General features: G+C 42.7%; 25 protein-coding genes and 1 riboswitch. Of the genes, 19 read left to right on the top strand and 6 right to left on the bottom strand.

Features of this window, described 5'->3' with window-relative positions:
- Nucleotides 1-311: 311 nt before the first annotated feature.
- The 3 genes from EDD68_RS11930 (at nt 312) to thrB (ending at nt 3,676) form a co-directional block, all read left to right on the top strand.
- Nucleotides 312-1,595, top strand: coding sequence for a homoserine dehydrogenase (locus EDD68_RS11930; RefSeq protein WP_132372563.1), 1,284 nt, complete (start codon nt 312-314; stop codon nt 1,593-1,595).
- A gap of 99 nt (nt 1,596-1,694) precedes the next feature.
- Nucleotides 1,695-2,756, top strand: a complete 1,062-nt coding sequence (gene thrC, locus EDD68_RS11925) for a threonine synthase (RefSeq protein WP_132372516.1) — start codon at nt 1,695-1,697, stop codon at nt 2,754-2,756.
- On the top strand, nt 2,753-3,676 hold the full coding sequence (gene thrB / locus EDD68_RS11920) for a homoserine kinase (protein ID WP_243646857.1): 924 nt from the start codon (nt 2,753-2,755) through the stop codon (nt 3,674-3,676). The genes thrC and thrB overlap by 4 nt, the downstream gene beginning before the upstream one ends.
- A gap of 52 nt (nt 3,677-3,728) precedes the next feature.
- Here thrB and EDD68_RS11915 read toward each other — a convergent pair whose 3' ends face one another.
- Nucleotides 3,729-3,950 carry a NifU family protein gene (locus EDD68_RS11915; protein ID WP_132372515.1) on the bottom strand — a complete coding sequence of 74 codons (222 nt, stop codon included), beginning with the start codon at nt 3,948-3,950 and terminating at the stop codon, nt 3,729-3,731.
- Between the two features lie 225 nt (nt 3,951-4,175).
- On the opposite strand from EDD68_RS11915, the gene EDD68_RS11910 reads away from it, so the two are divergent.
- The 5 genes from EDD68_RS11910 (at nt 4,176) to EDD68_RS11890 (ending at nt 7,291) form a co-directional block, all read left to right on the top strand.
- Nucleotides 4,176-4,502 carry a YuzD family protein gene (locus EDD68_RS11910; protein ID WP_132372514.1) on the top strand — a complete coding sequence of 109 codons (327 nt, stop codon included), beginning with the start codon at nt 4,176-4,178 and terminating at the stop codon, nt 4,500-4,502.
- A 68-nt stretch (nt 4,503-4,570) separates the two neighbouring features.
- Nucleotides 4,571-4,807, top strand: coding sequence for a YuzB family protein (locus EDD68_RS11905; protein WP_132372513.1), 237 nt, complete (start codon nt 4,571-4,573; stop codon nt 4,805-4,807).
- A gap of 278 nt (nt 4,808-5,085) precedes the next feature.
- Complete coding sequence (dapF, locus tag EDD68_RS11900; protein ID WP_243646860.1) at nt 5,086-5,934, top strand: diaminopimelate epimerase; 849 nt, start codon at nt 5,086-5,088, stop codon at nt 5,932-5,934.
- A gap of 52 nt (nt 5,935-5,986) precedes the next feature.
- Nucleotides 5,987-6,343 (top strand): HesB/IscA family protein, encoded by a 357-nt coding sequence (locus EDD68_RS11895; RefSeq protein ID WP_132372511.1) that lies wholly within the window; start codon nt 5,987-5,989, stop codon nt 6,341-6,343.
- A 273-nt stretch (nt 6,344-6,616) separates the two neighbouring features.
- Nucleotides 6,617-7,291 (top strand): hypothetical protein, encoded by a 675-nt coding sequence (locus EDD68_RS11890; RefSeq protein WP_132372510.1) that lies wholly within the window; start codon nt 6,617-6,619, stop codon nt 7,289-7,291.
- A gap of 124 nt (nt 7,292-7,415) precedes the next feature.
- On the opposite strand, the gene EDD68_RS11885 is transcribed toward EDD68_RS11890, so the two are convergent.
- Nucleotides 7,416-8,408, bottom strand: a complete 993-nt coding sequence (locus tag EDD68_RS11885; RefSeq protein ID WP_279388264.1) for an NAD(P)/FAD-dependent oxidoreductase — start codon at nt 8,406-8,408, stop codon at nt 7,416-7,418.
- 317 nt (nt 8,409-8,725) lie between these two features.
- On the opposite strand from EDD68_RS11885, the gene EDD68_RS11880 reads away from it, so the two are divergent.
- The 3 genes from EDD68_RS11880 (at nt 8,726) to EDD68_RS11870 (ending at nt 11,136) form a co-directional block, all read left to right on the top strand.
- Nucleotides 8,726-9,934: an NAD(P)/FAD-dependent oxidoreductase gene (locus tag EDD68_RS11880; protein WP_132372508.1), complete on the top strand. Its 1,209-nt coding sequence runs from the start codon at nt 8,726-8,728 to the stop codon at nt 9,932-9,934.
- Between the two features lie 126 nt (nt 9,935-10,060).
- Entirely contained in the window at nt 10,061-10,378 is a 318-nt protein-coding gene (locus EDD68_RS11875; RefSeq protein ID WP_207902586.1) for a YuiB family protein, read from the top strand.
- A gap of 68 nt (nt 10,379-10,446) precedes the next feature.
- A complete protein-coding gene (locus EDD68_RS11870) occupies nt 10,447-11,136 on the top strand; it encodes a 3D domain-containing protein (RefSeq protein ID WP_165902171.1) in 690 nt (229 codons plus the stop codon).
- Nucleotides 11,137-11,278: 142 nt separating this feature from the next.
- On the opposite strand, the gene EDD68_RS11865 is transcribed toward EDD68_RS11870, so the two are convergent.
- Entirely contained in the window at nt 11,279-11,752 is a 474-nt protein-coding gene (locus EDD68_RS11865) for a divergent PAP2 family protein (RefSeq protein WP_132372507.1), read from the bottom strand.
- Nucleotides 11,753-11,994: 242 nt separating this feature from the next.
- Between EDD68_RS11865 and EDD68_RS11860 the strand changes: the two genes are divergently transcribed.
- Entirely contained in the window at nt 11,995-13,488 is a 1,494-nt protein-coding gene (locus EDD68_RS11860; RefSeq protein WP_132372506.1) for a leucyl aminopeptidase, read from the top strand.
- Nucleotides 13,489-13,673: 185 nt separating this feature from the next.
- Here the strand turns inward: EDD68_RS11860 and EDD68_RS11855 are convergent, their stop codons facing one another.
- The 3 genes from EDD68_RS11855 to deoD form a co-directional block, all read right to left on the bottom strand.
- Entirely contained in the window at nt 13,674-14,294 is a 621-nt protein-coding gene (locus EDD68_RS11855; RefSeq protein ID WP_132372505.1) for a biotin transporter BioY, read from the bottom strand.
- Between the two features lie 82 nt (nt 14,295-14,376).
- Nucleotides 14,377-14,739: a YuzC family spore coat inner layer protein gene (locus tag EDD68_RS11850; RefSeq protein WP_132372504.1), complete on the bottom strand. Its 363-nt coding sequence runs from the start codon at nt 14,737-14,739 to the stop codon at nt 14,377-14,379.
- Nucleotides 14,740-14,871: 132 nt separating this feature from the next.
- The gene (gene deoD, locus EDD68_RS11845; RefSeq protein ID WP_132372503.1) at nt 14,872-15,582 is read right to left on the bottom strand and encodes a purine-nucleoside phosphorylase; all 711 of its coding nucleotides are present in this window, start codon (nt 15,580-15,582) and stop codon (nt 14,872-14,874) included.
- A gap of 216 nt (nt 15,583-15,798) precedes the next feature.
- A riboswitch (FMN riboswitch) is annotated at nt 15,799-15,946 on the top strand.
- Nucleotides 15,947-16,135: 189 nt separating this feature from the next.
- On the opposite strand from deoD, the gene ribD reads away from it, so the two are divergent.
- The 7 genes from ribD to EDD68_RS15305 all read left to right on the top strand — a co-directional run bounded on the left by ribD (nt 16,136) and on the right by EDD68_RS15305 (nt 21,604).
- Nucleotides 16,136-17,245 (top strand): bifunctional diaminohydroxyphosphoribosylaminopyrimidine deaminase/5-amino-6-(5-phosphoribosylamino)uracil reductase RibD, encoded by a 1,110-nt coding sequence (gene ribD / locus EDD68_RS11840; RefSeq protein WP_341540279.1) that lies wholly within the window; start codon nt 16,136-16,138, stop codon nt 17,243-17,245.
- Complete coding sequence (gene ribE / locus EDD68_RS11835; protein WP_132372502.1) at nt 17,245-17,895, top strand: riboflavin synthase; 651 nt, start codon at nt 17,245-17,247, stop codon at nt 17,893-17,895. The genes ribD and ribE overlap by 1 nt, the downstream gene beginning before the upstream one ends.
- A 15-nt stretch (nt 17,896-17,910) precedes the next feature.
- Entirely contained in the window at nt 17,911-19,104 is a 1,194-nt protein-coding gene (locus EDD68_RS11830; RefSeq protein ID WP_132372501.1) for a bifunctional 3,4-dihydroxy-2-butanone-4-phosphate synthase/GTP cyclohydrolase II, read from the top strand.
- Nucleotides 19,105-19,131: 27 nt separating this feature from the next.
- On the top strand, nt 19,132-19,596 hold the full coding sequence (gene ribH / locus EDD68_RS11825; protein ID WP_132372500.1) for a 6,7-dimethyl-8-ribityllumazine synthase: 465 nt from the start codon (nt 19,132-19,134) through the stop codon (nt 19,594-19,596).
- A 68-nt stretch (nt 19,597-19,664) separates the two neighbouring features.
- Entirely contained in the window at nt 19,665-20,156 is a 492-nt protein-coding gene (locus tag EDD68_RS11820; RefSeq protein WP_132372499.1) for a cation:proton antiporter regulatory subunit, read from the top strand.
- 3 nt (nt 20,157-20,159) lie between these two features.
- Entirely contained in the window at nt 20,160-21,335 is a 1,176-nt protein-coding gene (locus tag EDD68_RS11815; protein WP_243646856.1) for a cation:proton antiporter, read from the top strand.
- Between the two features lie 95 nt (nt 21,336-21,430).
- Nucleotides 21,431-21,604, top strand: a complete 174-nt coding sequence (locus tag EDD68_RS15305) for a hypothetical protein (RefSeq protein WP_165902169.1) — start codon at nt 21,431-21,433, stop codon at nt 21,602-21,604.
- Nucleotides 21,605-21,797 lie beyond the last annotated feature (193 nt).

Raw genomic sequence — 21,797 nt, 5'->3', positions numbered from 1 at the left:
CGCAATCACTGTTTCATCCCCATAGGTTCATGTAAATCCCCCCTGTAGGCCGGTGCTGACATCTCGATTCGTGTTCAAATCACCTCACCTGAACCTATCTTAATCTGATGGCCCCAAATGGGATGACGACAATTCCCTTATCATTCTATTGCTTATGCTCCATCTGATATAAAATTAAAAGAATTTCTTTCGAAAATTACCAACCAGCTGTTGCGGTCCGGGAAAAACAGCGTTATAATGTCCACTATATATAAACGTATGTATATATATCAAAGACACAAACGGTAAGGGGGAATAGACCAGTGCAAAGAATGAAAATCGGCCTGTGCGGACTCGGTACAGTTGGAGCTGGAGTGGTAAAAATCCTGCAAAACCATCAAAAAGAATTACACCATCAGACCGGATGTGAACTGGAAATTATGAAAATACTCGTCAACGATATCCATAAGAAGCGGAATGTTCAAGTGGACCCGGATTTGTTGACAACGAGCAGTGATGATATCGTTGAGAATGAAGAGATTCAAATCGTGATAGAAGTAATGGGGGGGATCGATGAGGCCTATCACCTTGTAAAGAGGTCTCTTGAGAATGGCAAGCATGTGGTAACCGCTAATAAAGATATGCTGGCTGAGTATGGCCTTGAATTAACTGAACTCGCCAGGGAAAAAGGGCTGGATATGTTTTATGAAGCCAGTGTTGCCGGGGGAATACCCATTTTGCGGTCCCTGAAAGAGGGACTTGTATCGGACCGCCTTCATAAATTAATGGGGATTGTCAATGGAACAACCAATTATATTTTGACAAAAATGGATGAAGATGAACGGGGTTTTGAAGATGTATTAGCGGAAGCTCAGGAACTTGGATACGCTGAAGCTGACCCTTCTTCAGATGTTGATGGGCTGGATGCAGCCAGAAAGATTGCTTTGTTGGCCCGCTTAGCTTTTTCAATGCCTGTTGAATTAGATGATGTAGAAGTTCGGGGAATCCGCAAAATCAGTACAGAAGATATGAAACTGGCTGACCAGTTTGGCTATAAAATGAAATTAATCGGGCTGGCTGCTCGTGATGAGGATAAAGTAGAAGTCAGTGTGGAGCCTGTTCTGCTGAAGAAGGATCATCCATTAACGTCGGTGAAAAATGAATACAATGCGGTGTACGTTTATGGAGACGCTGTAGGGGAAACCATGTTTTACGGTCCTGGTGCCGGAAGTCTGCCTACCGCCGTTGCGGTGGTGTCTGATCTGGTCGGTGTTGTGAAAAATATGGTTCTCGGCGTAAATGGAACCTCTTATGTCATACCGCAATATGCTAAACAGCTTAAAGCAAAAGAGGAAATCTACTCCAAGTTCTTTTTTCGGATGGAGGCAGAAGATGTAGCAGGTACTTTTCTGGAAATCACGAAAATATTCACCAGTGCAGAAATCAGCCTGGATAAAATATTACAGCTTCCGAAAAAGAAAAAGCAAACTGCCGAAATTGTCATCGTCACTCATCTAGCCAATAAGGCACAATTCGAACAGGTAGTAGAGAATCTGAACCAACTACCGATCGTTCATCAGCTTAAAAGCATTTACCGGGTAGAGGAACAGGCTTAAATCTATAAAGTTTTGGGGACTTCTTCCGTGTATCCCGGAAGGCCTGAAAAGAACTTTATCAATCAAACATCCACGGAAATCATGAGGGGGAACGATACAATGGTCTGGGAAGGGCTTTTAAAACACTATGAATCATTTTTGCCGGTTAATGAGACTACACCGGAACTTACCCTTTACGAAGGAAACACGCCGCTGGTTAAACTGAATAAACTGTCCGAACAATTGGACATGAATATTTATGCTAAAGTAGAGGGTTTAAATCCTACTGGTTCCTTTAAAGACAGAGGAATGGTCATGGCGATAGCAAAGGCGATGGAAGAAGGTGCGAAAGCTGTCATTTGTGCCTCAACCGGAAATACGTCAGCCTCAGCTGCTGCTTTTGCTGCACGGGCAGGGTTAAAATGTTTAATCGTCATTCCCCATGGAAAAATTGCTCAGGGAAAACTGGCTCAGGCTATTATGCATGGTGCTCATATTTTTACGATTGATGGTAATTTTGATGAAGCGCTTGAGGTTGTTAAGGAGTTAAGTGAATCCGAACCGGTTACCCTGGTAAATTCGATTAATCCCTATCGGATTGAAGGACAGAAAACAGCAGCATTTGAGGTTTGTGACCAGCTAGGAAATGCACCAGATTATTTATTCATTCCGGTGGGAAATGCCGGAAACATAACAGCATACTGGAAGGGATTTAAAGAATACGATCAACAAATGGGTACTGGTCTCCCCAAAATGATGGGATATGAAGCCAGCGGAGCTGCTGCAATCGTGCACAACCGAGTATTTGAAACGCCAGAAACGATTGCGACAGCTATACGTATCGGCAACCCGGCCAGCTGGAAGGGGGCTGTCCAGGCTGCTGATGAATCAGGAGGCCAAATTGATGAAGTGACAGACGAGGAAATTTTGCAGGCCTATCATTGGCTGGCTAAACATGAAGGCATCTTTGCTGAACCGGCATCCTGTGCTTCCATCGCAGGATTGATGAAAGCGGGTAGAGCAGAGAAACTGGGGAAAGGGGGCACGGCGGTCTGCGTTCTGACTGGAAACGGATTAAAGGATCCTGACACTGCCATAGACCATAGTGATTTTTCGAAAAAGGTGCTCCCAAACGATCAGTCCATCATCATGGATACCATAAGAAGGAGTATTAAACGATGATGACCGAACAATTTACCATTACTGTACCGGGAAGTACATCTAATCTGGGGGCCGGATTTGATTCCATTGGTCTCGCCCTGAATCTTTTTTTAAAGATCAGATGCAAAAAAGCTGACAGGTGGAGATTTATCCCGCTTACACAGGGGTTAAGGGGAATTCCTGAAGGAAAAGACAATATGATTTATCAAAGCGCTCTATATGTGGCTCACCAGACAGGCTATGATGATCTCCCTCCATATGAAGTCGAATTAGAAAGCGACATACCTCTTGCCAGAGGACTGGGCAGCAGCGGAGCGGCAGTGGCAGCTGGAGTGGAACTGGCCAATCAAATTCTCAATCTTCAGCTATCTGAACATCAAAAGGTGCTGTATGCCACGAAAATGGAAGGCCACCCGGATAATGTGGCACCTTCAATTGTTGGGGGATGGGTGATAGCCTATTATGATCAGCAGAATTTATCTTATATCAAAACAAATGCAGGTAAACACAGGGTTGCTTTTGCCGGTATCATACCGAATTTTGAACTGGAAACGAAAACATCCAGGGAAATTCTTCCGGCGTCTTTATCCTTTAAGAGCAGTGTAGAAGCCAGTGCCATTGCCAATGTCTCGGTAGCTGCTCTGTTTCAGGAGGATTTCCCGCTTCTCGGCAAAATGATGGACCAGGATCTGTTCCATCAGCCATACCGAAAAATGTTCATTCCCCATTATGAGAAGATGAAACATGAGATGGAACAACATGGAGCTTACGGGACATTTTTAAGTGGAGCAGGACCTACAATGCTCAGTATGTTCGATGATGAGACAGCCGAAAAGAGAATCGATCAGTGGGCAAAGAAGTATCCAGAGTTTAATTGGGAGGTTTTTCATGTGGAACCCCATGGATTGAAGGTAGATACCTTTGATGTTTCTGCTATATGAAAAATGCCCTTGCTATTCACCGTCCATAGCAAGGGCATGATCTGTTTATGCATTAAAATACCTGTTCGACTTCCCGTACTCCAGGCACCTCAGCAATTAAAGCACGTTCGATTCCAGCTTTTAATGTGATGGTTGAGCTTGGGCAGCTGCCGCATGCCCCCATCAGTCTTAAACGAACAATTCCGTCTTCCACATCTACTAATTCAACATCCCCGCCATCACGCAGCAAGAATGGTCTCAGTTTGTTAATCACTTCCTGTACTTGCTCATACATCGCGCATCTTCTCCTTTCTGACTTATTTTTATTATAAAATCTTTGCCGGAAAAAATCTATTGATGAAATTGGTTTTCAGCCATTTCCAGGAAACACTGCCGTTCATGAAAGGCAAATTTTCCATCTATGATATATACTGATAATCGTTTTCATTTTATCTTTTTTTTGATCTTTTGTAAAATAATAATGGCTGAAAGGAATGTAACCGTTAGGAGGTTTTGATAGATGGATAGAACCGTTCAGATTACTGTGTATGGTGCGGAACAAATTTGTGCAAGCTGTGTAAACCTGCCAGGTTCAAGAGAAACTTTCGAATGGATTCAGGCAGCCATTTCCAGGAAATTTGGCGAAGAAGGCATAATGTATCAATATATCGATATTTTTTCTCCTCCAGAAGATGATCAACATCAGAAATTTGCCCGCAGGGTGATTGAAGAAGATCTGTTTTATCCAGTTGTTTTAGTGGATGATGAAATTGTCGGTGAAGGCAATCCGAAACTGAAGGCGATTTACAGGGCTCTGGAAGAAAAAGGATTTGAACCTGTAGCTTAAAAAGCAGATGAGGAACTTCCATTCCGGTGAGATGGGATACACAGCAGGGAACGAAGGAGAGTGATCATATGAATCCCATTATTGAATTTTGTGTCAATAATCTGGCAAGCGGTTCACAAAAAGCGATGGAGGAACTGGAGAAAGATCCCGACCTTGACGTGATCGAATATGGATGCACAAGCCATTGCGGATTGTGCGCTCAGACGTTATTTGCCATCGTCAATGGGGAGGTGGTCACAGCCGAAACACCGGAACAGCTGGTACAAAATGTTTATCAACACCTCGAAGAAAACCCGATGTTTTAAACCAGGCGCCTATTTTCAGGCGCTTTTTTTAAAAAAAATAGAATAAAGTTACAAATTTTGACTGCAGGGATGTATTGTCCGGCCCCCATCTCCCTCGGTGGGCCCCAACAGTCAGCAGGGCTTTTGCGAATCACCTGTGCTTTTCTTTTCGATTTGCAACACAAATGGATTCACTGGCTGACATCTAAATGTTAAACTTGTAGGACATCAAGCATCTTATATAAAATAAACTTGAGACATTTTAAGAGGTGAGGTCATTGGAAATCCCTTTCACGAAAATGCACGGACTGGGAAACAACTATATTTATATCAATGTTTTTGATTATCCGATAGAAGAAGCTCTTCTGCCTGAACTGGCTAAAGATGTATCCAATGTTCATACAGGAATCGGATCGGACGGCTTAATCTTAATTACTCCTTCAGAACGGGCTCCTGTTGGCATGCGTATGTTTAATAAAGATGGTTCGGAAGGGAAAACCTGTGGCAACGGTCTGCGGTGCGTTGCGAAATATGTTTATGAACATCAGCTTGTTTCCGATACTACATTTTCTGTTGAAACAAGGGCAGGTGTCGTTCAGGCGGAAGTTCAGGAAAAAAAGGGGAAGGTACATTCCGTAACCATTGATATGGGAAAACCCCTCCTCCATAGAAAGGATATTCCTATGAAAGGTTCAGAAACAGATAAGGTCGTGAATGAGCCTTTCCTTGTTGATGAAACAGAACTTAGACTAACTGCCGTATCCATGGGAAATCCGCATGCCGTCTTCTTTGTGGATCAAATTGAAAAGGCCCCTTTATATGAATTAGGTCCGGCAATCACCGGCGACCATCGTTTTCCAGAAGGAGTAAATGTTGATTTTGCAGAAATCATACAATCCAATGAAATGAATTTCCGGGTCTGGGAACGAGGGTCAGGTGTCACTCAGGCCTGCGGATCCGGTGCATGTGCAGCGGTCGTTGCTGCTGTGTTGAATGGATTCAGCGAAAGGGGCCAGGAAGTATGCGTTCATTTAACCGGCGGAGATTTATGGATTACCTGGGAGCATGATGGGCCTGTCAGGATGAGAGGACCGGCTGAAACGACAGCAATCGGAACTTATTACTGGAACAAGACCGGTATTATCTAATTGAAGATGATGGGGATTCTTTGTATACTCAAAAGTAAAGGAGGATGGGAGTATGGTTGTAACCATTACAGAAAGTGCAAGCTTGCAAATTAAAGAAATGATGAAAGATGAAGATCAGGAAAAGGTGCACCTTCGTTTTGGGGTTAAAGGCGGAGGATGCAGCGGATTGTCTTACGCGATGGGGTTTGACTATGAAATCACAGAAAATGATCTGACATTTGAATCCAACGGAATTCCAGTTGTCGTCAATAAGCAGGATATACCAATTATTGAAGGAACAACTATTGATTTTAAACAGAATATGATGGGCGGAGGATTTACAATCGATAATCCGAATGCCATTGTATCCTGTGGCTGCGGTTCCTCATTCCGTACTGCTGCGGAAACAGGCACTCCAGAAGAATGTTAATGTTTTTTGTTTATCCTGGAGTTCTTTATCATGTCCTTGCTATTGCCTGTATAGCAAGGACTTTTTCTTGCAAGTCCTTAAATCGGGTAAATCAGACACCTCTGATGATCAGCTGTTAAAAAAACAACCTGGACATGCACACGAACGGACAAAAACCAAAAGGCTGATACCAATTATTTAGGTAGAATATTATAATATTGATGTACATCGAAGTTTATGAAATGAAGGATCATTACACAGCGGTTGTTTAAATCTGAAAAGGGGAGTTATGAGATGCCAGGACAGAAACATGTGTTTTTATCGACGATCCTTTTCCTCATTGCTATGCTCTTTGCTGCGTGTTCTGACAGTGATGAAACGGGGGGCAGCCAGTCCCAGGGGGGAGATGTATCATCAGAGAGCCAGAAAGAAACGCTGGCGGAAAATGAACATCAATCTTCTCAAGAAGATCAACAAAACAATGAGGAAAATCAGGAGAATGAAAAGGAAAACACAACAACAAATTCATCGGATAATAGTGCCCCTCAAGAGGAGTCTGATCAGGAAACGAAGGGGTTATCTGAAGAGGATGCAAGACAATTGGTCATCACATTTCAAGAGCGATTATTTGTACCCGTTGATGAGGAGTATAGAGTTAAGGATTTTAAAACAATAAAAGAACTTTTGAATTACATACAGGAAGTGACAGGTGATGAATTGGCTGAAAGTTTTGTTGACCAATATTATGAGGAAAGGGAAGAGAGTGTATATTTTCTCCCTCAGGGAATGCCTCCTTTATTTGATTCCGAAAAGGATTTTACCCTAAAAAGAACAAGTGAAGAGCCGGAGCGATACCTGCTTGAGCAGCCTAATTCATCGGACATACACGGTTCATTTACCCTCCATATAACCATAGAAAAAGCAAACGATCTTTACAAAGTAACTGAATTATTAATGAATCCTTCATAGGGAAATGATCGGGTAACGTTTTTGATCCCTGTTATTAGAGGATGTCAGAGAGGAAAACAAAAGCCGGGTTCACATTGGTGAACACCGGCTCACGATCATTGAAAATGGGCCCTGATGGCCACGGTTAATCCTGTGAAAACATGCTGGTGGAATGTTTGGGCTGAACATTGGCATCCGGATCCATATATGCTTTTGCGTTATTAACCGCGGTAGGCCCTTCACCGAATCCTGAAGCAATGAGTTTAACCTTCCCTGGATAGGTACAGATGTCACCTGCAGCATATATTCCAGGTATACTGGTCTCCATTTTCGAGTTGACCACAATACTGTTCTTTTCAATTTCCAGTCCCCAGTTTTTAATCGGACCAAGGGAAGATACAAATCCATAATTGACAATGACATCATCCACATCAATCATCTCTGTCTGGTCTCCTTTGACCTTCTGGAGAACAACCTGCCGAATCCGATCATCGCCGATTAATTCAACTGGCACAAAAGGAGTCTTAATCTGTACGGATGAAGCTTTTACTTGTTCGACACTGTGTTCGTGAGCTCTGAATTGATCCCGACGGTGGACCAGAGTAACCTTGTCAGCAATCGGCTCAAGCATAAGCGCCCAGTCTACTGCCGAATCTCCGCCCCCGGCAATGAGGACGTTCTTGCCCTTAAAAGCATTTAGATCCTGTACGTGGTAATGAAGATTAACCCCTTCAAACTGATCAGCATTTTCTACCCGGAGACGCCTTGGTTGAAAGGCTCCATTACCGGCCGTGATAATGATTGTTTTTGAAAAATGTTCTCTTTGATCTGTTGTAAGTTTAAAAGTGCCGTCATCCAGCTTCTCGATGGTTTGTACGGACTCGCTTAAGGCGATTTCAGGGTCAAACTGCCCTGCCTGCTCAATTAATTGGTCAACCAGTTCCTGGGCGCGCACCTTCGGGAAACCGGCAACGTCATAGATGTATTTTTCAGGATAGAGGGCAGAAAGTTGACCGCCCAGATGGGGTAAGCTTTCAATAATTTTCACACTTGCCTGACGCATACCGCCATAAAAAGCTGTAAATAATCCTACTGGACCTCCACCAATGATTGTAATATCATATACACGATTTGTCACAAACATTCCCCCAATCCAGATTTTCAAATCCCCTATTATTTTAGCATATTTCTAAAGGATTATGTTTTTTGAGGAAAGACAGCCCTGAAAGATTAAGAAAAGTCTGAAAGATTTGAAATACCTTGAAAGGGTTGAAAAAATAAATAAAAAGTTCTATGATGGACAGTGGATAATGTTTTTTACGATTTTGTGACAATTTAATAAATAAGTACAATGGCTTTTTTTATGGGCAAGTACGTGAAATAGGTCACAAACATTTCATTTTCTGCCACTTGCTTTTTGATTTCAACAAAAATTTACAGATGGAAGTGATGAAGATGAAGAAGCCGAGAATCGTCATTTTAGGTGCCGGGTATGGAGGAATGATGACAACGGTCAATTTGCAGAAGATGCTTGGTACAAATGAAGCCAATATCACTCTGGTTAACAAACACGACTATCATTATCAAACCACATGGCTCCATGAAAATTCAGCAGGAACACTTCACCATGATCGCACCCGCATCCCCATTAAAGATGTTGTCGATTTTAACAAAGTGGATTTTGTGCAGGATACAGTCGTATCCATCAAAGCAGATGAAAAAAAAGTTCAGCTCGAAAATGGAGAGCTGGAATATGATTATTTAGTGGTTGCCCTTGGATTTGAACCTGCAACATTTGGTATTAAAGGCCTTGAAGAGAACGCCTTCATGATTACGAACATCAACAGCGCCCGTTTAATTCGTGATCATATTGAGTACAATTTTGCCCGCTATAATAATGAAAATGAAGAACGTCCTGAGCTCTTAACCATAGTGGTAGGAGGGGCAGGATTTACAGGTATTGAGTTTGTTGGAGAACTGGCCAATCGGGTAGAGGAACTTTGTAGAGAATATGATATTGACCGTGATCAAGTACGACTGATCAATGTGGAAGCCGGGCCAACAGCGCTTGCAGGTTTTGACCCTGAATTAGTTGAATATGCCATGAACCGTTTAGAAGCAAAAGGCGTGGAATTTAAACTCGGCACCATGATTAAGGAATGTACGGAAGAAGGAATCATTGTAGAAAAAGATGGTGAGCAGGAAGAAATAAAATCGAAAAACGTCATCTGGGCTGCAGGTGTGCGAGGGAATTCTATTGTGGAAAAATCCGGTTTTGAAGTCAACCGGGGAAGAGTCCCTGTTCGGGATGACTTGCGGGCACCTAATGATGACGATGTATTCATCATCGGAGACTGTGCTCTCGTTTTTAATAAAGAAACAGAGAGACCATACCCTCCAACTGCTCAGATCGCCATTCAAATGGCTGAAACGACAGCTGCAAACCTGAAGGCCCTCGTCAGAGGAAGCCATGAACTTGAATCCTTTGAGCCAGACATTAAAGGTACCGTCGCTTCTTTAGGGGAAGATGATGCAATCGGTGTCGTGTTCAACGGCAAAAAACTGTATGGCTGGAGAGCTGTTTTCATGAAAAAAATAATTGATAACCGCTACCTCTTTAAATTGGGCGGACTGGGACTTGTATTAAAGAAGGGGAAATTTTAATTGAAGTCGAAAAAAGCAAAGGCAGTGAATCCACTGCCTTTGCTTTTTTTTACGTTTATTTATAAAATAGAGTTTGGGTTTTCAAGCGACTTAAATGGTTTGTTTCAATACTGAGGAGGAAGCAAATTGAACATATTTCAGCTGGTGATTGCGTCGTTATTATTTTTCGTTTTATTCTTTGGAATTGCTTTCTTGCTTAATATGTTATTACGAAAAACATGGGTTATGGCATTTATATACCCGCTTGTCATTATCATCATCGTCGACAAAATTCCTTTTTCTCAATATTTCACCAGGCCTGCAGCATCCTTTCATGCTCTCTGGGACAATGTGCTTCGTTTACATGCAGGAGATGTTATTGTTTTACTATTTGGCTTTATAGGCACCATTGTCTCTGGATTTGTGATTCGGCTGTTAAGAGCTAGAGGATATCAGATGTTTTAAAATGTTTTTCATCAGATGTATAAAATGATCCCATTCTGGAAACGATGACACCGAGAGAGGTGTTATCGATGGGTAAAAAAATCATTCAATCTGTATCGATGTTTACTCTAGTATTAGCGGCACTATTAACAACGTTTACATCTATTTCAAATGTATCTGCCAAAGAGCTGACAAATAGTCTGTACAGCAGAGCGTTTATTCAAACAAATATGTCTGCTCAATCCATGCATGCAACAAGAACGTTTGCGGTTAAGAAAAAAGAAATTCAACATACCAAACCGAAAGAACGCTACGTATCCAGTCAGGAAGTGGCTGCCGATTTGCCCCTGGAAGAAGTCATGAAACTTTCAAAATATGAGACGGCTACCGTTGTAGCTACCGGATATACAGCAGGACCCGAATCTACCGGAAAAAGTCCCGGCCATCCTTTATATGGGATAACGTATTCAGGTGTAAAAGTAAGACGGGACTTATTCTCGACAATTGCGGCCGATTTAACTAAATTTCCAATAGGGACAATCATGTTTATTCCCGGCTATGGCTATGGTGTCGTGGCCGATAAGGGAGCTGCCATCAAGGGGAATCGGATTGATTTATATTTTGAAACCGTGCAGGATGTCTATGAAAAATGGGGCAAAAAACAGGTAGAAGTTTATATTATTAAAAAAGGAAACGGTACATTAACCGACGAACAGCTGGGGCAGCTCAATGCCATTGAAGCCTTGCAGCCATATCGGGAAGAGATTACAAAGAGCTAGAGACCCTATTATTCTAAAATGACTCCCAATAGCCGGCCAAATAAAAAGCTCATAACAGCTGATGGATTTCCTGAACATCACCTGTTATGAGCTTCTTTTTATGTCTTCATAAAGAATCTTCTCCAGTTGCCTGTTCGAAATTCTATCCTATATAATAAATGAACAGTGCCAGCCCCACACCTGTGACCGCACCAAAAAAAACTTCAATGGGTTCATGTCCGAGCAGTTCCCTTAATTCTTCCCGTTTCTCCAGCTCCTCTTTTTTGCTCCAATCCTTTGCTTCTACCATAAATCGCTGAAAATCCTTTACTAGCTGATTCAGTACCGTTGCCTGTTCTCCGGCATGCCTTCGGACTCCTGATGCGTCATACATCACAATAATGCTAAAGACACAGGCAATGGCGAAGACAGGGGAAGACAGTCCATTCTCAATCCCAATGGCAGTCGTCAATGCACTGACTGCAGAAGAATGACTGCTTGGCATTCCCCCGGTACTGAATGCAAGGCCCGGTTTAAATTCTTTTGTGGCCAAAAAATGAATCGGAACTTTAATGAGCTGAGCGAATAATACGCCAAATAAAGCAATCCATAATGGGAAGTTTGAGAAAATATCCATGACTGATGAGAACATCCCTTCCTTTTCAATGTAGGTTTCTCCAGAGAAGCGTCCGTTTTAGAGGGGATTGAAATTCCTTTATATAACAGGATAACACTGTGGAATAAACCTATTATATCATAACTCTTTTTCAGACATGAACATGCACATGTCAACTGGGAAAATTATTCGCAAGTGCAAAAAATTCGTTTAACGAAATACTATTATTCGATATAATATATACATAATCTGGAGGTGGAAATATGTTTACCATTCAACCCCTGAGTCAATGGGATATTCCTGATGAATCACTGATTGTCGGGATGTTTAAAGGGAACCGAAAGCAGCAAACTTTTTATTCAAAACTGAATGAACAAATGGACAACATGCTTGAGCATTACGTACAGGAAGGTGACATCCGTGATGATGCTCAAAAGGTAACGGTGATACATACTCTGAATCAAATAAACCCTAAACGGTTGTATATCGTTGGTTTAGGACACAGAAAACAGCTGGATTTACAAACTCTTCGCAAAGTATTTGGAACAGTTTTTAAAAAAATTCAGGAAGATGAACGGGAGAGTGTCAGTATAGTTCTGGAAAGTTTTGTACCGGATCATTTATCGGAAAAAGTGGCTGCCGAGGTGCTCGCAGAAGCCAAACAAATGGCAACCTATATCTTTCCTCACTACAAAACTGGCAATGAGCAGTCAAAAAAACGAATCGACCGTATTCGGGTTTTAGTCAGCGAAGATGAAAGAGATATCCAGAATGCTATAACTGTTGGACAGGCTTTTGGCATAGGGGCAAATACAGCCCGGCAGCTAGTTCATATGCCTGGAAATTTGTTGAATGCAACAGAGCTTGCGAACTTTTCCAGAAAGTTAGCCGAAAAATACGGATTTGATATTGAAATTTTAGAAAAAGAAGATATGGAACGACTTGGGATGGGCGCTCTACTTGCCGTGAATCAGGGCTCGGTGGAACCGCCCAAAATGATCGTGTTAAAATACCAGGGAAAAGAGAAATGGGAAGATGTCATTGGACTTGTTGGAAAAGGGATCACCTTTGATACAGGCGGCTATTCATTAAAAACAAAAGACGGCATCGTCGGAATGAAGACGGATATGGGAGGCGCAGCTTCTGTGCTTGGCGCCATGGAGACAATGGGGATATTAAAACCACGAAATAATGTGGTAGCGGTAATTCCGGCAACAGATAATATGATCAGCGGATCGGCTTTTAAACCAGACGATGTAGTCACATCCTTTAGCGGAAAGACGATCGAAGTGAGGAATACGGATGCTGAAGGAAGGTTAGCTCTGGCAGATGCGATTGTATATGCCAGACATCATCGCGCCGAACGAATTATTGATGTCGCAACCCTCACTGGCGGAGTGGTTGTTGCCCTTGGTGACTGGGTGACGGGTGCTATGACCAATAATATAGAGTTGTATGAAAAAATCGAGGAGGCATCCAGGTATACCGGCGAACCAATCTGGCAGCTCCCTTATTTCGATGTGTATCGGGATCAGGTCCGCAAAAGCGAGATTGCTGATTTGAATAACTCTCCGGGAAGAAAAGCCCATCCGATTATGGGAGGAGCCTTTCTCGGAGAATTCGCAGAACAGACCCCTTGGGTTCATCTCGATATAGCGGGGACTGCTGTTTCCGATCAGCCCCATGAACTGGGTCCAAAGGGGCCAACGGGTGTTATGGCAAGAACACTTGCAAAATTTGTGATAGAGGAAAAATGACGGAATGAGATAGAATATTTGTTGTTCCTTTCCTCCTTTAAGTCATTAAATCAAGTGAGCATCAAAATAGCATACCAGAAGGGTATGCTATTTTTGGTTAACGATAAAGCATTTCATTAATCCGGTTTTATTTTGTTGCTACATCAAACCTATCCTACATGCTGGCAAAAGCGCTTCCTGTTTCTCTAAGATCTGCTTGAAATGGGTCTTGAAGAAATGATGGAGCTAATTCTCGGCACCATTTTGACGGAAATAGCAGCAACAACAAATGTTAAAATCATATCTTTGACGAGAAAAGGAACCATGATCGACCATGCGGCAGACAGGGAGATTTCCGAATCCATCCACCAATTTAATGATGCATACATATAATGAGTCCCGATTAAATAATTTACTGCCAGACCGGTTAGCGATGCGGCAATATATGTACCGAAAGAGGCGGTTTGCTTAGATTTTTCCACAATGAATCCTGCTACCCAGGCAACAAAAATAAAAGAAATCAAAAATCCGCCTGTAGGGCTTGCTAAATGAATGACGCCCCCGCTCATTTCGGAATAAACAGGAACACCGGTTGCTCCCACAAGTAGGTAAGCAATCATGGAAAATGCACCTAAACGACTACCCAATAACAATCCGGCAAGCAATGCAAAAAAAGTTTGTAGTGAAATCGGAATGGTGGTCCCTCCAAATGTCACTTTTAAAAAGGGTAACCATACTGAAATGTTTGCTCCAATGGCCATTAAACCCACAAATAGGGCTCCCATGGTAAGATCAATGGTTTGAAACTGTCTTTTTTGTGTGATCATAACTGTCCCTCCTACTTCTTCTCTTATCATAGAAGGAACGTCCTGTATTGTCAACCGGATATTTTGTTAGTTGACAATACAATTACCAGAATACGACCATTTTTAATTCGCAGCAATGTCCAGGCGTGCTATGGTTTGACAAAAGGGTTATGATCAGTTGATTGGGTGTAAAATTTACTGTAATGGGATGGGAAATGCCGGATTGCTGGATGATTTTCCTGGCTTGTTCGCTGTCGGACTGCTGGGCTGCTTCCATTAAACGGCGAGATGCTTGCTCAGAATTTTTAAAATACAGAATGATTTTTTCCGCATCCTGAATAAGTTCTGAATATAAAGAAAGAGAAGACTGAAATTGGGAAGGATCAATTGGTGGGTATTCAGGTCGGTAGTGATTGAAAGCCAGTTGTCTGATATATTGGGAATGACCAAAATAACGGAAATTCATCTGTCACCCTCCTTTTACCTTCAAGATATGTTTTCCTTTTAAGAAAGGTGAACAGATCTGATCTGCTATAAGGAATGTTTGCCTGAACCGTTGGCCGCGCTTCTTATAGCAGATCAGAGAAATGGATGTACCTTAGGACTGGATGGCAGCTTCCAGAGCAATTTCAATCATGTCATTGAACGTTGTCTGACGTTCCTGGGCTGTTGTTTCTTCTCCGGTGATGACATGATCACTGACGGTTAAAACAGAAAGGGCTTTTCGGTTAAATTTGGCAGCCAGTGTATATAAAGCAGTTGTCTCCATTTCAACGGCAAGAACATTATATTTTGCCAATAATTCAAAAAGTTCCATGGCATTGTCACGATAAAAGCTGTCACTGGTGAACACATTGCCTACACGAAGCTTTAATCCCTTTTCGTTGCCGGCCTCATAGGCGTGTTTTAATAATTCAAAGTCAGCAGCCGGTGCAAAATCAATGCCGCCAAATACCATCCGATTCATCTGGGAATCAGTGGTAGAGGTCGATGCAAGAATGACATCCCGAACCCTTACGTCTTTTTGCAATGCCCCGCAGGTACCTACCCGAATCAGCGTCTGGACATCATATTCCTGAATCAGCTCATTCACATAAATGGATATGGACGGCACTCCCATCCCTGTTCCCTGAACCGAAACTTTTTTACCTTTATAAGTTCCGGTATAGCCATACATCCCCCTTACCTCGTTATAGCAATAGACATTTTCCAGAAAGTTTTCCGCGATATGCTTTGCCCGGAGCGGATCACCGGGCAGTAATATTTTATCGGCAATATCACCTTTTTTCGCTCCAATATGTACACTCATTTTTCATTCCTCCTTCCTCATCTGCAAGTTTAAGGTATCATATCCCCGGGATAAAAACAATGAAACTGACATTCCCAGATCTGGAACGTTGTTACGTTCTTTCATTCATTATGAAAACATTCTTAAAATGTTACCGAAAAACACGAATGAATCAAGCATTGTTTCTTGACATTCGGGGTCATAAACATGGATAATCTAAAGGAAAATAGATATAGGCTTTTCCTTCGGGGCAGGGTGAAATTCCCGACCGGCGGTGATGGACGGTATTCCCGTTCTCAGTCCGTGACCCGTAAACAGGATGTTTGCGGTGGATCCGGTGAAAATCCGGGACCGACAGTGAAAGTCTGGATGGGAGAAGGAAAGACATGTGTTCTTTTAAGAGCACCAGTTTTGTCATGTCTTCATATGTATAACAGGGCCCCGGCTGTATCTGCCGGGGCTTTTATGTTTGAGTTGGCGGGATATCTCGATCCATTGTCCGCCATTCCTTCTGAAGTCTGAAAGAACAGGCGTTGGTACAATCCATTATTAAAGATGGGAGGGTGATCAGGATTTGGAAGAGGTATCATATAAAGAGAAATACATGAAATTAGCCCTTGATCTGGCCAGACAGACCCTTGGCCAGACGAGCCCAAATCCGTCTGTAGGAGCCGTAATCGTGAAGGAAGGGAGACTGATTGGGGCCGGTGTACATGTGAAAGCTGGAGAGGCCCACGCTGAAGTGAATGCTTTAAAACAGGCGGGTTCTGATGCAAAGGGTGCCGATATGTTTGTAACCTTAGAACCCTGTTCCCATTATGGGAAAACCCCTCCCTGTTCAAAGGCAATTATCGAACACGGGATTAAAAAAGTATATATAGCTACCCTTGACCCGAATCCGAACGTTTCCGGACGTGGTGTTCAGTGGTTGAAACAGGAAGGTGTCGAAGTTGAGACCGGCATCTGTGAACAGGAAGCCCAAAAGCTGAACGAACCCTTTTTTCACTTCATGAAAACGGGAAAACCGTTCGTTACATTGAAAACGGCTGTATCTATGGATGGAAAAATGGCTACACATACAGGAGACAGTAAATGGATTACGAGTGAAACTGCGAGACTGGATGTTCATGAATTAAGACACAGACATGATGCGATCTTAGTTGGAATCGATACCATCATTCAGGATAATCCGCGGCTAACCACCCGTTTGCCCCACGGAGGAATAAGCCCCATACGCATTGTGCTGGATACCCATCTGCGCATTCCTTTGCACGCCAATGTTATTCAGGATTTATCAACTGAAACCATAGTCATATGCTCAAAAGAGGCTGATGCAGAAAAGGAGTTAACCCTTCAAGCAAGGGGAGTAGCTGTCATTCGTCTGAATACAGACAGGATTGATATTTCTGAACTGCTTACTGTACTGGCAAAACAAAATATTTTAAGCCTGTTTGTAGAGGGCGGTGCAAAGATCCACACATCCTTTATAGAATCCGGTTATGTGAATCAAATCATTATGTATATGGCCCCGAAATTGGTTGGTGGTTCTGATGCCAGACCGTTTTTTTCAGGAAAAGGTGCAGAAAAAATAGTTGAAAGTCTTCCTTTTGAATTTGTGGAAGTGAAATCTCTGGGACAGGATTTAAAAATTGTGGCCAGGCCCATCAGGAAGGAGGCAACCTGATGTTTACAGGGATTGTTGAAGAAGTTGGAACCATTAAACAGATTCACAGGGAACGTGAAGCAATGGAAATGGATATTCAGTGCAGAAAAATGTTAGAGGACATACAAATCGGCGACAGTATTTCCGTCAATGGAGTTTGTTTAACCGTTACCAGATTTGACGCAAGCTCTTTTTCTGTGGATGTCATGCCTGAAACGTTTCAGGCCACATCATTGAAGTCCCTTGGCCGGGGCGATGCGGTCAATTTGGAGCTGGCCATGGCTGCAGGCGGTAGATTCGGTGGGCATTTTGTCACCGGTCATGTAGATGGAACAGGGGTCATTAAAAACCGATATTCAAGGGAAAATGCTCTGTACATGGAGATTTCCTTACCGGGTGATTTGACAAAATATATGTTAAGTAAAGGATCAGTGGCTGTTGACGGCACTTCCTTAACCATTTTTGATCTGACCGACTCGTCTTTTACCATATCATTAATTCCCCATACACAGGAAGTGACCATCTTATCCCGTAAAAGTCAGGGGGATGTGGTTAATATTGAGTGCGATATGTTAACAAAGTATGTATATAGAATGTTGAACCGGTCGGCTGAAAAACGAGCCGGTGGGATTACGATGGAAGATTTAAAAACCAACGGATTTTTGGACTAAAAAGAGGTGGACAGCATGTTTTATCCCATAGAAGAAGCGCTGGAAGATCTAAAACAGGGAAAAGTGATTATTGTGGTGGATGATGAAAACCGTGAAAATGAAGGGGATTTTGTTGCCCTTGCAGAAAAGGCTACACCTGAAGTGGTGAATTTTATGATCAAGGAAGGTCGCGGGCTAGTATGTGTTCCGATTACAGAAGAAAAAGCGGATCAATTGCATTTGCATCCCATGACAGAGGTCAATACCGACAGTCACGGTACCGCATTTACCGTCAGCATTGATTATAAAGAAACCCATACAGGCATTAGTGCCTTTGAGCGGTCAGAGACGATCATGAAACTGATTGATGATGAAAGCCGGCCAGAAGATTTTAAAAGACCCGGACATATTTTTCCTCTCGTTGCCAGGAAAGGCGGGGTGCTCCGTCGCGCAGGCCATACGGAAGCAGCAGTGGATCTAGCCCGATTATCAGGAGCGCATCCAGCAGGTGTGATCTGTGAAATCATGAATGAAAACGGGACGATGGCAAGGGTGCCTGAGCTGAGGGAAATCGCGGAAAAGTTTAACCTGAAAATGATAACCATTGAAGACCTGATCAAATATCGGCGCAAAAAAGAAAAACTGATTCAGAGGGAAGTAGAAATTGAGCTACCTACATCCTTTGGGGACTTTAAAGCCATTGCCTTTACAAACAAAGTCGACTGCAAAGAACATATCGCACTGATCAAAGGAGAGTGGGATGAAGATGAACCCGTATTGGTGAGGGTGCATTCCGAATGCCTCACCGGAGATGTGTTCGGATCATACCGATGTGATTGTGGCCCCCAGCTGCATGCAGCTCTAGAACAAATTGAAAAGGCCGGTAAAGGAGTGCTTCTTTATATGCGACAGGAAGGCAGGGGCATCGGTCTTTTAAATAAACTGAAAGCTTACAAACTCCAGGAAGAAGGGTATGATACGGTAGATGCCAACCATAAATTAGGTTTTCCAGACGATCTGAGGGATTATGGAATCGGCGCCCAGATCTTAAGAGATTTACACGTAAAGAAAATGAAACTGTTAACAAATAATCCAAGAAAAATTGTTGGTTTGAAAGGGTATGGATTTGAACTGGTGGAACGGGTTCCCCTAAAAATCCCGCCAAAAGAAGAAAACTACCAATACCTGAAAACAAAACAGTCCAGATTAGGGCATATGCTCGATCTTTAATCAATATGAACGAGGAGGAATGACATCATGTATAATGTTTATGAAGGAAACTTAGTGGGAACTGGTTTGAAAATAGGGATTGTTGTATCAAGGTTCAATGAGTTTATTACCGGCAAATTACTGAATGGAGCTCTGGATGCCTTAAAAAGGCACGGAGTAGAGGAAATGGATATCGATGTAGCCTGGGTTCCGGGCGCATTTGAAATTCCCCTGACCGCTATAAAAATGGCCAAAGCCGGAAAATATGATGCGATTATTACACTGGGAACCGTCATACGTGGAGCCACTCCTCATTTTGATTATGTAAGCAATGAGGTTGCCAAAGGCACTGCCAGTGCAGGAATGGAAACGGAAATCCCTGTAATATTTGGGGTGCTGACGACTGATACGATCGAACAGGCAATTGAGCGGGCCGGAACAAAGGCGGGAAATAAAGGCTGGGAAGCCGGAGTCAGTGCCATCGAAATGGCCAATTTGTATAAAAGCTTTTAAGAGTGAATACCGGCCTAATCCTTTTTAACGCACCAAAATCTTGTGATGAGCTGGAAAGGAGATTTCCGATGAGTGTATCCATCTCACAGCTGCCGGGCATCGGACAAAAAATTACATTTCGGACTGCAGAAGATCATATGCTCGTATTGATTGTCCATCACACTGGCAAACGGGAACTTTACTTTTTTGAAGATGCCGATAGCGATGAAGCAGATTATTCCATGGAGCTAACGTCTGATGAAACCCGGGAGCTGGGTGCCCAGCTTCTGGGCGCTACCTACCAGCCAGTGGATGTAGAGAAATTAAAGATGTTCAAAAATCAAATTGTTGTGGACTGGATTAAGCTGAAGGAACATTCGCCATTAGTCCATAAAACGATTGAAGAGTCAGAAATTCGAAACAAAACCGGGGTAACCGTCATGGGAATTGTAAAAGGAGAGGAAATGATCGCTTCCCCTGATCCGGACACGAAACTTTTGCCGGGAGATGTCATTATGATTATGGGAAAAGAAGAAGAAGTAGCAAATTTTGAGGGGATTTGCAAGGGGGAGGAAACATAAACGGTGGAGCAGTTTCCTATACTTTTGGGGGCAGGAATCGTTTTATTGTTCGTTTTCTGGTTTGGGTTTCTAAGCCTCAAAATGAAAATGCCTAATGTCATTCTGTACATTCTCCTGGGCATCATACTGGCAAAATGGATCAGTCATCATGAGATTCTTCATTTTGCCAGCGAAATCGGTATTGTGATACTTTTCTTCTTGCTCGGCCTGGAATTTAAATTAAAACGCCTTGGCGGGATCGCCAGGAAAATCTGGCCTGCCGGTCTTCTGGATGTATTCCTTAATCTAGGAGTTGTTACCTTCATCGGAATCTGGTATGGCCTCGATCCTTTTTATGCCTTTTTGCTCGGCGGGGTTGCTTATGCCACCAGTTCATCCATCACGGCGAAACTGCTGGGCGATACAGGGAGAATGGCAAATAGAGAATCAGAATTCATACTCGGTATTTTAATATTTGAGGATCTGGTGGCTCCCATTGTGGTAGCCATTATAATCGGTTTAAGCACGGGAGAACCCATGACCCTCTTTGATAGCGGCATTCTCGTTATCAAAATCTTTGGTATTACGGTAGCAGCGATTATTCTTGGTAAAACGGTTTTTAAGAAGTTTGATCAGTTTTTAAATAAGATTCATGACGAAGATTTTAAAATCGCATTATTTATTGGTATTGCGTTATCTTATGGAGGCCTGGCGTTATGGCTGGGGCTTTCAGAGGTGCTTGGAGCATTTCTGGCAGGGATGATGCTTTCGGATGTAGAACGGATCGAGCGGGTGGAGCAGACGGTTCATCCGATTCAGAATCTAGTGCTGCCCATTTTCTTCGTTTATTTTGGTACGACCATCCAATTCGTCAATGGGGTGCCGATGCTGCCACTTTTGGCAATTCTGGTTTTCTGGTCTATTGCAGGAAAGATGCTTGTAGGCATCATTGGGGGAAAGCTGTACGGTCTGTCACCGAGGGTTTCCTTCCGTGCAGGTCTCTCTCTCTGCTCCAGGGGAGAATTTTCTGTCATTATAGCCAGTATAGCTACAGGTGTGTTTAAAATATTCAGCGGTATATATATTGTTCTTCTGGCACTCATAGGGATGCTGCTGTTTACGAGAGCTCCCCAGATGACAAATAAACTATTTGGGAAGCCTGTCAAGAAGAAGAAGGGTTTGAAAGTGCCGGGCAGTTAACGATGTTACTCGGACAGGATCGTACAGGTAATGATTTTCCTGGGCAAAGATGGTATACTATGATTGATGACTACCTACAAAAGGTGTGATGCATGATGATGGAATTTCTGTATTTCCCGGAAAACAAAATGGAATATATTCCTGCCATTATCTCGCTCGCTATTTTCTTCCTTGGTGCTGTTTTTACCATGAAGGTAATTCTGAAAGTATCCAGACGAGAGGAAGAAAAGCTCCACAAAGATTTAGAAAACGTAAAAAAAGAAACATAGCTCCAGCCAATGAATGATCAATGGATGAAACAAGTAAAACGAGGATGTTTATCAGGAAATAATGGCATAATTCGGTTAAGATAAAAATCGCCCCCCTAAATTGATATGATCCCCTTATAGTAGACAGAAAAAAGAAAGCACATTAATCTGTCTACTATGGAGGGGATTTTTTCTATGGGGAAAATACGAAAAA

It is taken from the genome of Melghiribacillus thermohalophilus (assembly GCF_004342905.1).
In the GTDB taxonomy this organism is placed as follows: domain Bacteria; phylum Bacillota; class Bacilli; order Bacillales; family Alkalibacillaceae; genus Melghiribacillus; species Melghiribacillus thermohalophilus.
This window is presented reverse-complemented; position numbering and strand designations above follow the sequence as displayed.

What these genes read in the sequence shown, in the direction of transcription:
- dapF (WP_243646860.1), top strand. Translation starts at nt 5,086, where the DNA reads ATGCACGGACTGGGAAACAACTATATTTATATCAATGTTTTTGATTAT.
- EDD68_RS11880 (WP_132372508.1), top strand. Translation starts at nt 8,726, where the DNA reads ATGAAGAAGCCGAGAATCGTCATTTTAGGTGCCGGGTATGGAGGAATG.
- thrB (WP_243646857.1), top strand. Translation starts at nt 2,753, where the DNA reads ATGATGACCGAACAATTTACCATTACTGTACCGGGAAGTACATCTAAT.
- EDD68_RS11905 (WP_132372513.1), top strand. Translation starts at nt 4,571, where the DNA reads ATGAATCCCATTATTGAATTTTGTGTCAATAATCTGGCAAGCGGTTCA.
- EDD68_RS11930 (WP_132372563.1), top strand. Translation starts at nt 312, where the DNA reads ATGAAAATCGGCCTGTGCGGACTCGGTACAGTTGGAGCTGGAGTGGTA.
- EDD68_RS11855 (WP_132372505.1), bottom strand. Translation starts at nt 14,294, where the DNA reads ATGATCACACAAAAAAGACAGTTTCAAACCATTGATCTTACCATGGGA.
- deoD (WP_132372503.1), bottom strand. Translation starts at nt 15,582, where the DNA reads ATGAGTGTACATATTGGAGCGAAAAAAGGTGATATTGCCGATAAAATA.
- EDD68_RS11890 (WP_132372510.1), top strand. Translation starts at nt 6,617, where the DNA reads ATGCCAGGACAGAAACATGTGTTTTTATCGACGATCCTTTTCCTCATT.
- ribE (WP_132372502.1), top strand. Translation starts at nt 17,245, where the DNA reads ATGTTTACAGGGATTGTTGAAGAAGTTGGAACCATTAAACAGATTCAC.
- EDD68_RS11895 (WP_132372511.1), top strand. Translation starts at nt 5,987, where the DNA reads ATGGTTGTAACCATTACAGAAAGTGCAAGCTTGCAAATTAAAGAAATG.
- EDD68_RS11860 (WP_132372506.1), top strand. Translation starts at nt 11,995, where the DNA reads ATGTTTACCATTCAACCCCTGAGTCAATGGGATATTCCTGATGAATCA.
- EDD68_RS11865 (WP_132372507.1), bottom strand. Translation starts at nt 11,752, where the DNA reads ATGGATATTTTCTCAAACTTCCCATTATGGATTGCTTTATTTGGCGTA.
- EDD68_RS11820 (WP_132372499.1), top strand. Translation starts at nt 19,665, where the DNA reads ATGAGTGTATCCATCTCACAGCTGCCGGGCATCGGACAAAAAATTACA.
- EDD68_RS11915 (WP_132372515.1), bottom strand. Translation starts at nt 3,950, where the DNA reads ATGTATGAGCAAGTACAGGAAGTGATTAACAAACTGAGACCATTCTTG.
- EDD68_RS11870 (WP_165902171.1), top strand. Translation starts at nt 10,447, where the DNA reads ATGGGTAAAAAAATCATTCAATCTGTATCGATGTTTACTCTAGTATTA.
- ribH (WP_132372500.1), top strand. Translation starts at nt 19,132, where the DNA reads ATGTATAATGTTTATGAAGGAAACTTAGTGGGAACTGGTTTGAAAATA.
- EDD68_RS11850 (WP_132372504.1), bottom strand. Translation starts at nt 14,739, where the DNA reads ATGAATTTCCGTTATTTTGGTCATTCCCAATATATCAGACAACTGGCT.
- EDD68_RS15305 (WP_165902169.1), top strand. Translation starts at nt 21,431, where the DNA reads ATGATGGAATTTCTGTATTTCCCGGAAAACAAAATGGAATATATTCCT.
- thrC (WP_132372516.1), top strand. Translation starts at nt 1,695, where the DNA reads ATGGTCTGGGAAGGGCTTTTAAAACACTATGAATCATTTTTGCCGGTT.
- EDD68_RS11910 (WP_132372514.1), top strand. Translation starts at nt 4,176, where the DNA reads ATGGATAGAACCGTTCAGATTACTGTGTATGGTGCGGAACAAATTTGT.
- EDD68_RS11830 (WP_132372501.1), top strand. Translation starts at nt 17,911, where the DNA reads ATGTTTTATCCCATAGAAGAAGCGCTGGAAGATCTAAAACAGGGAAAA.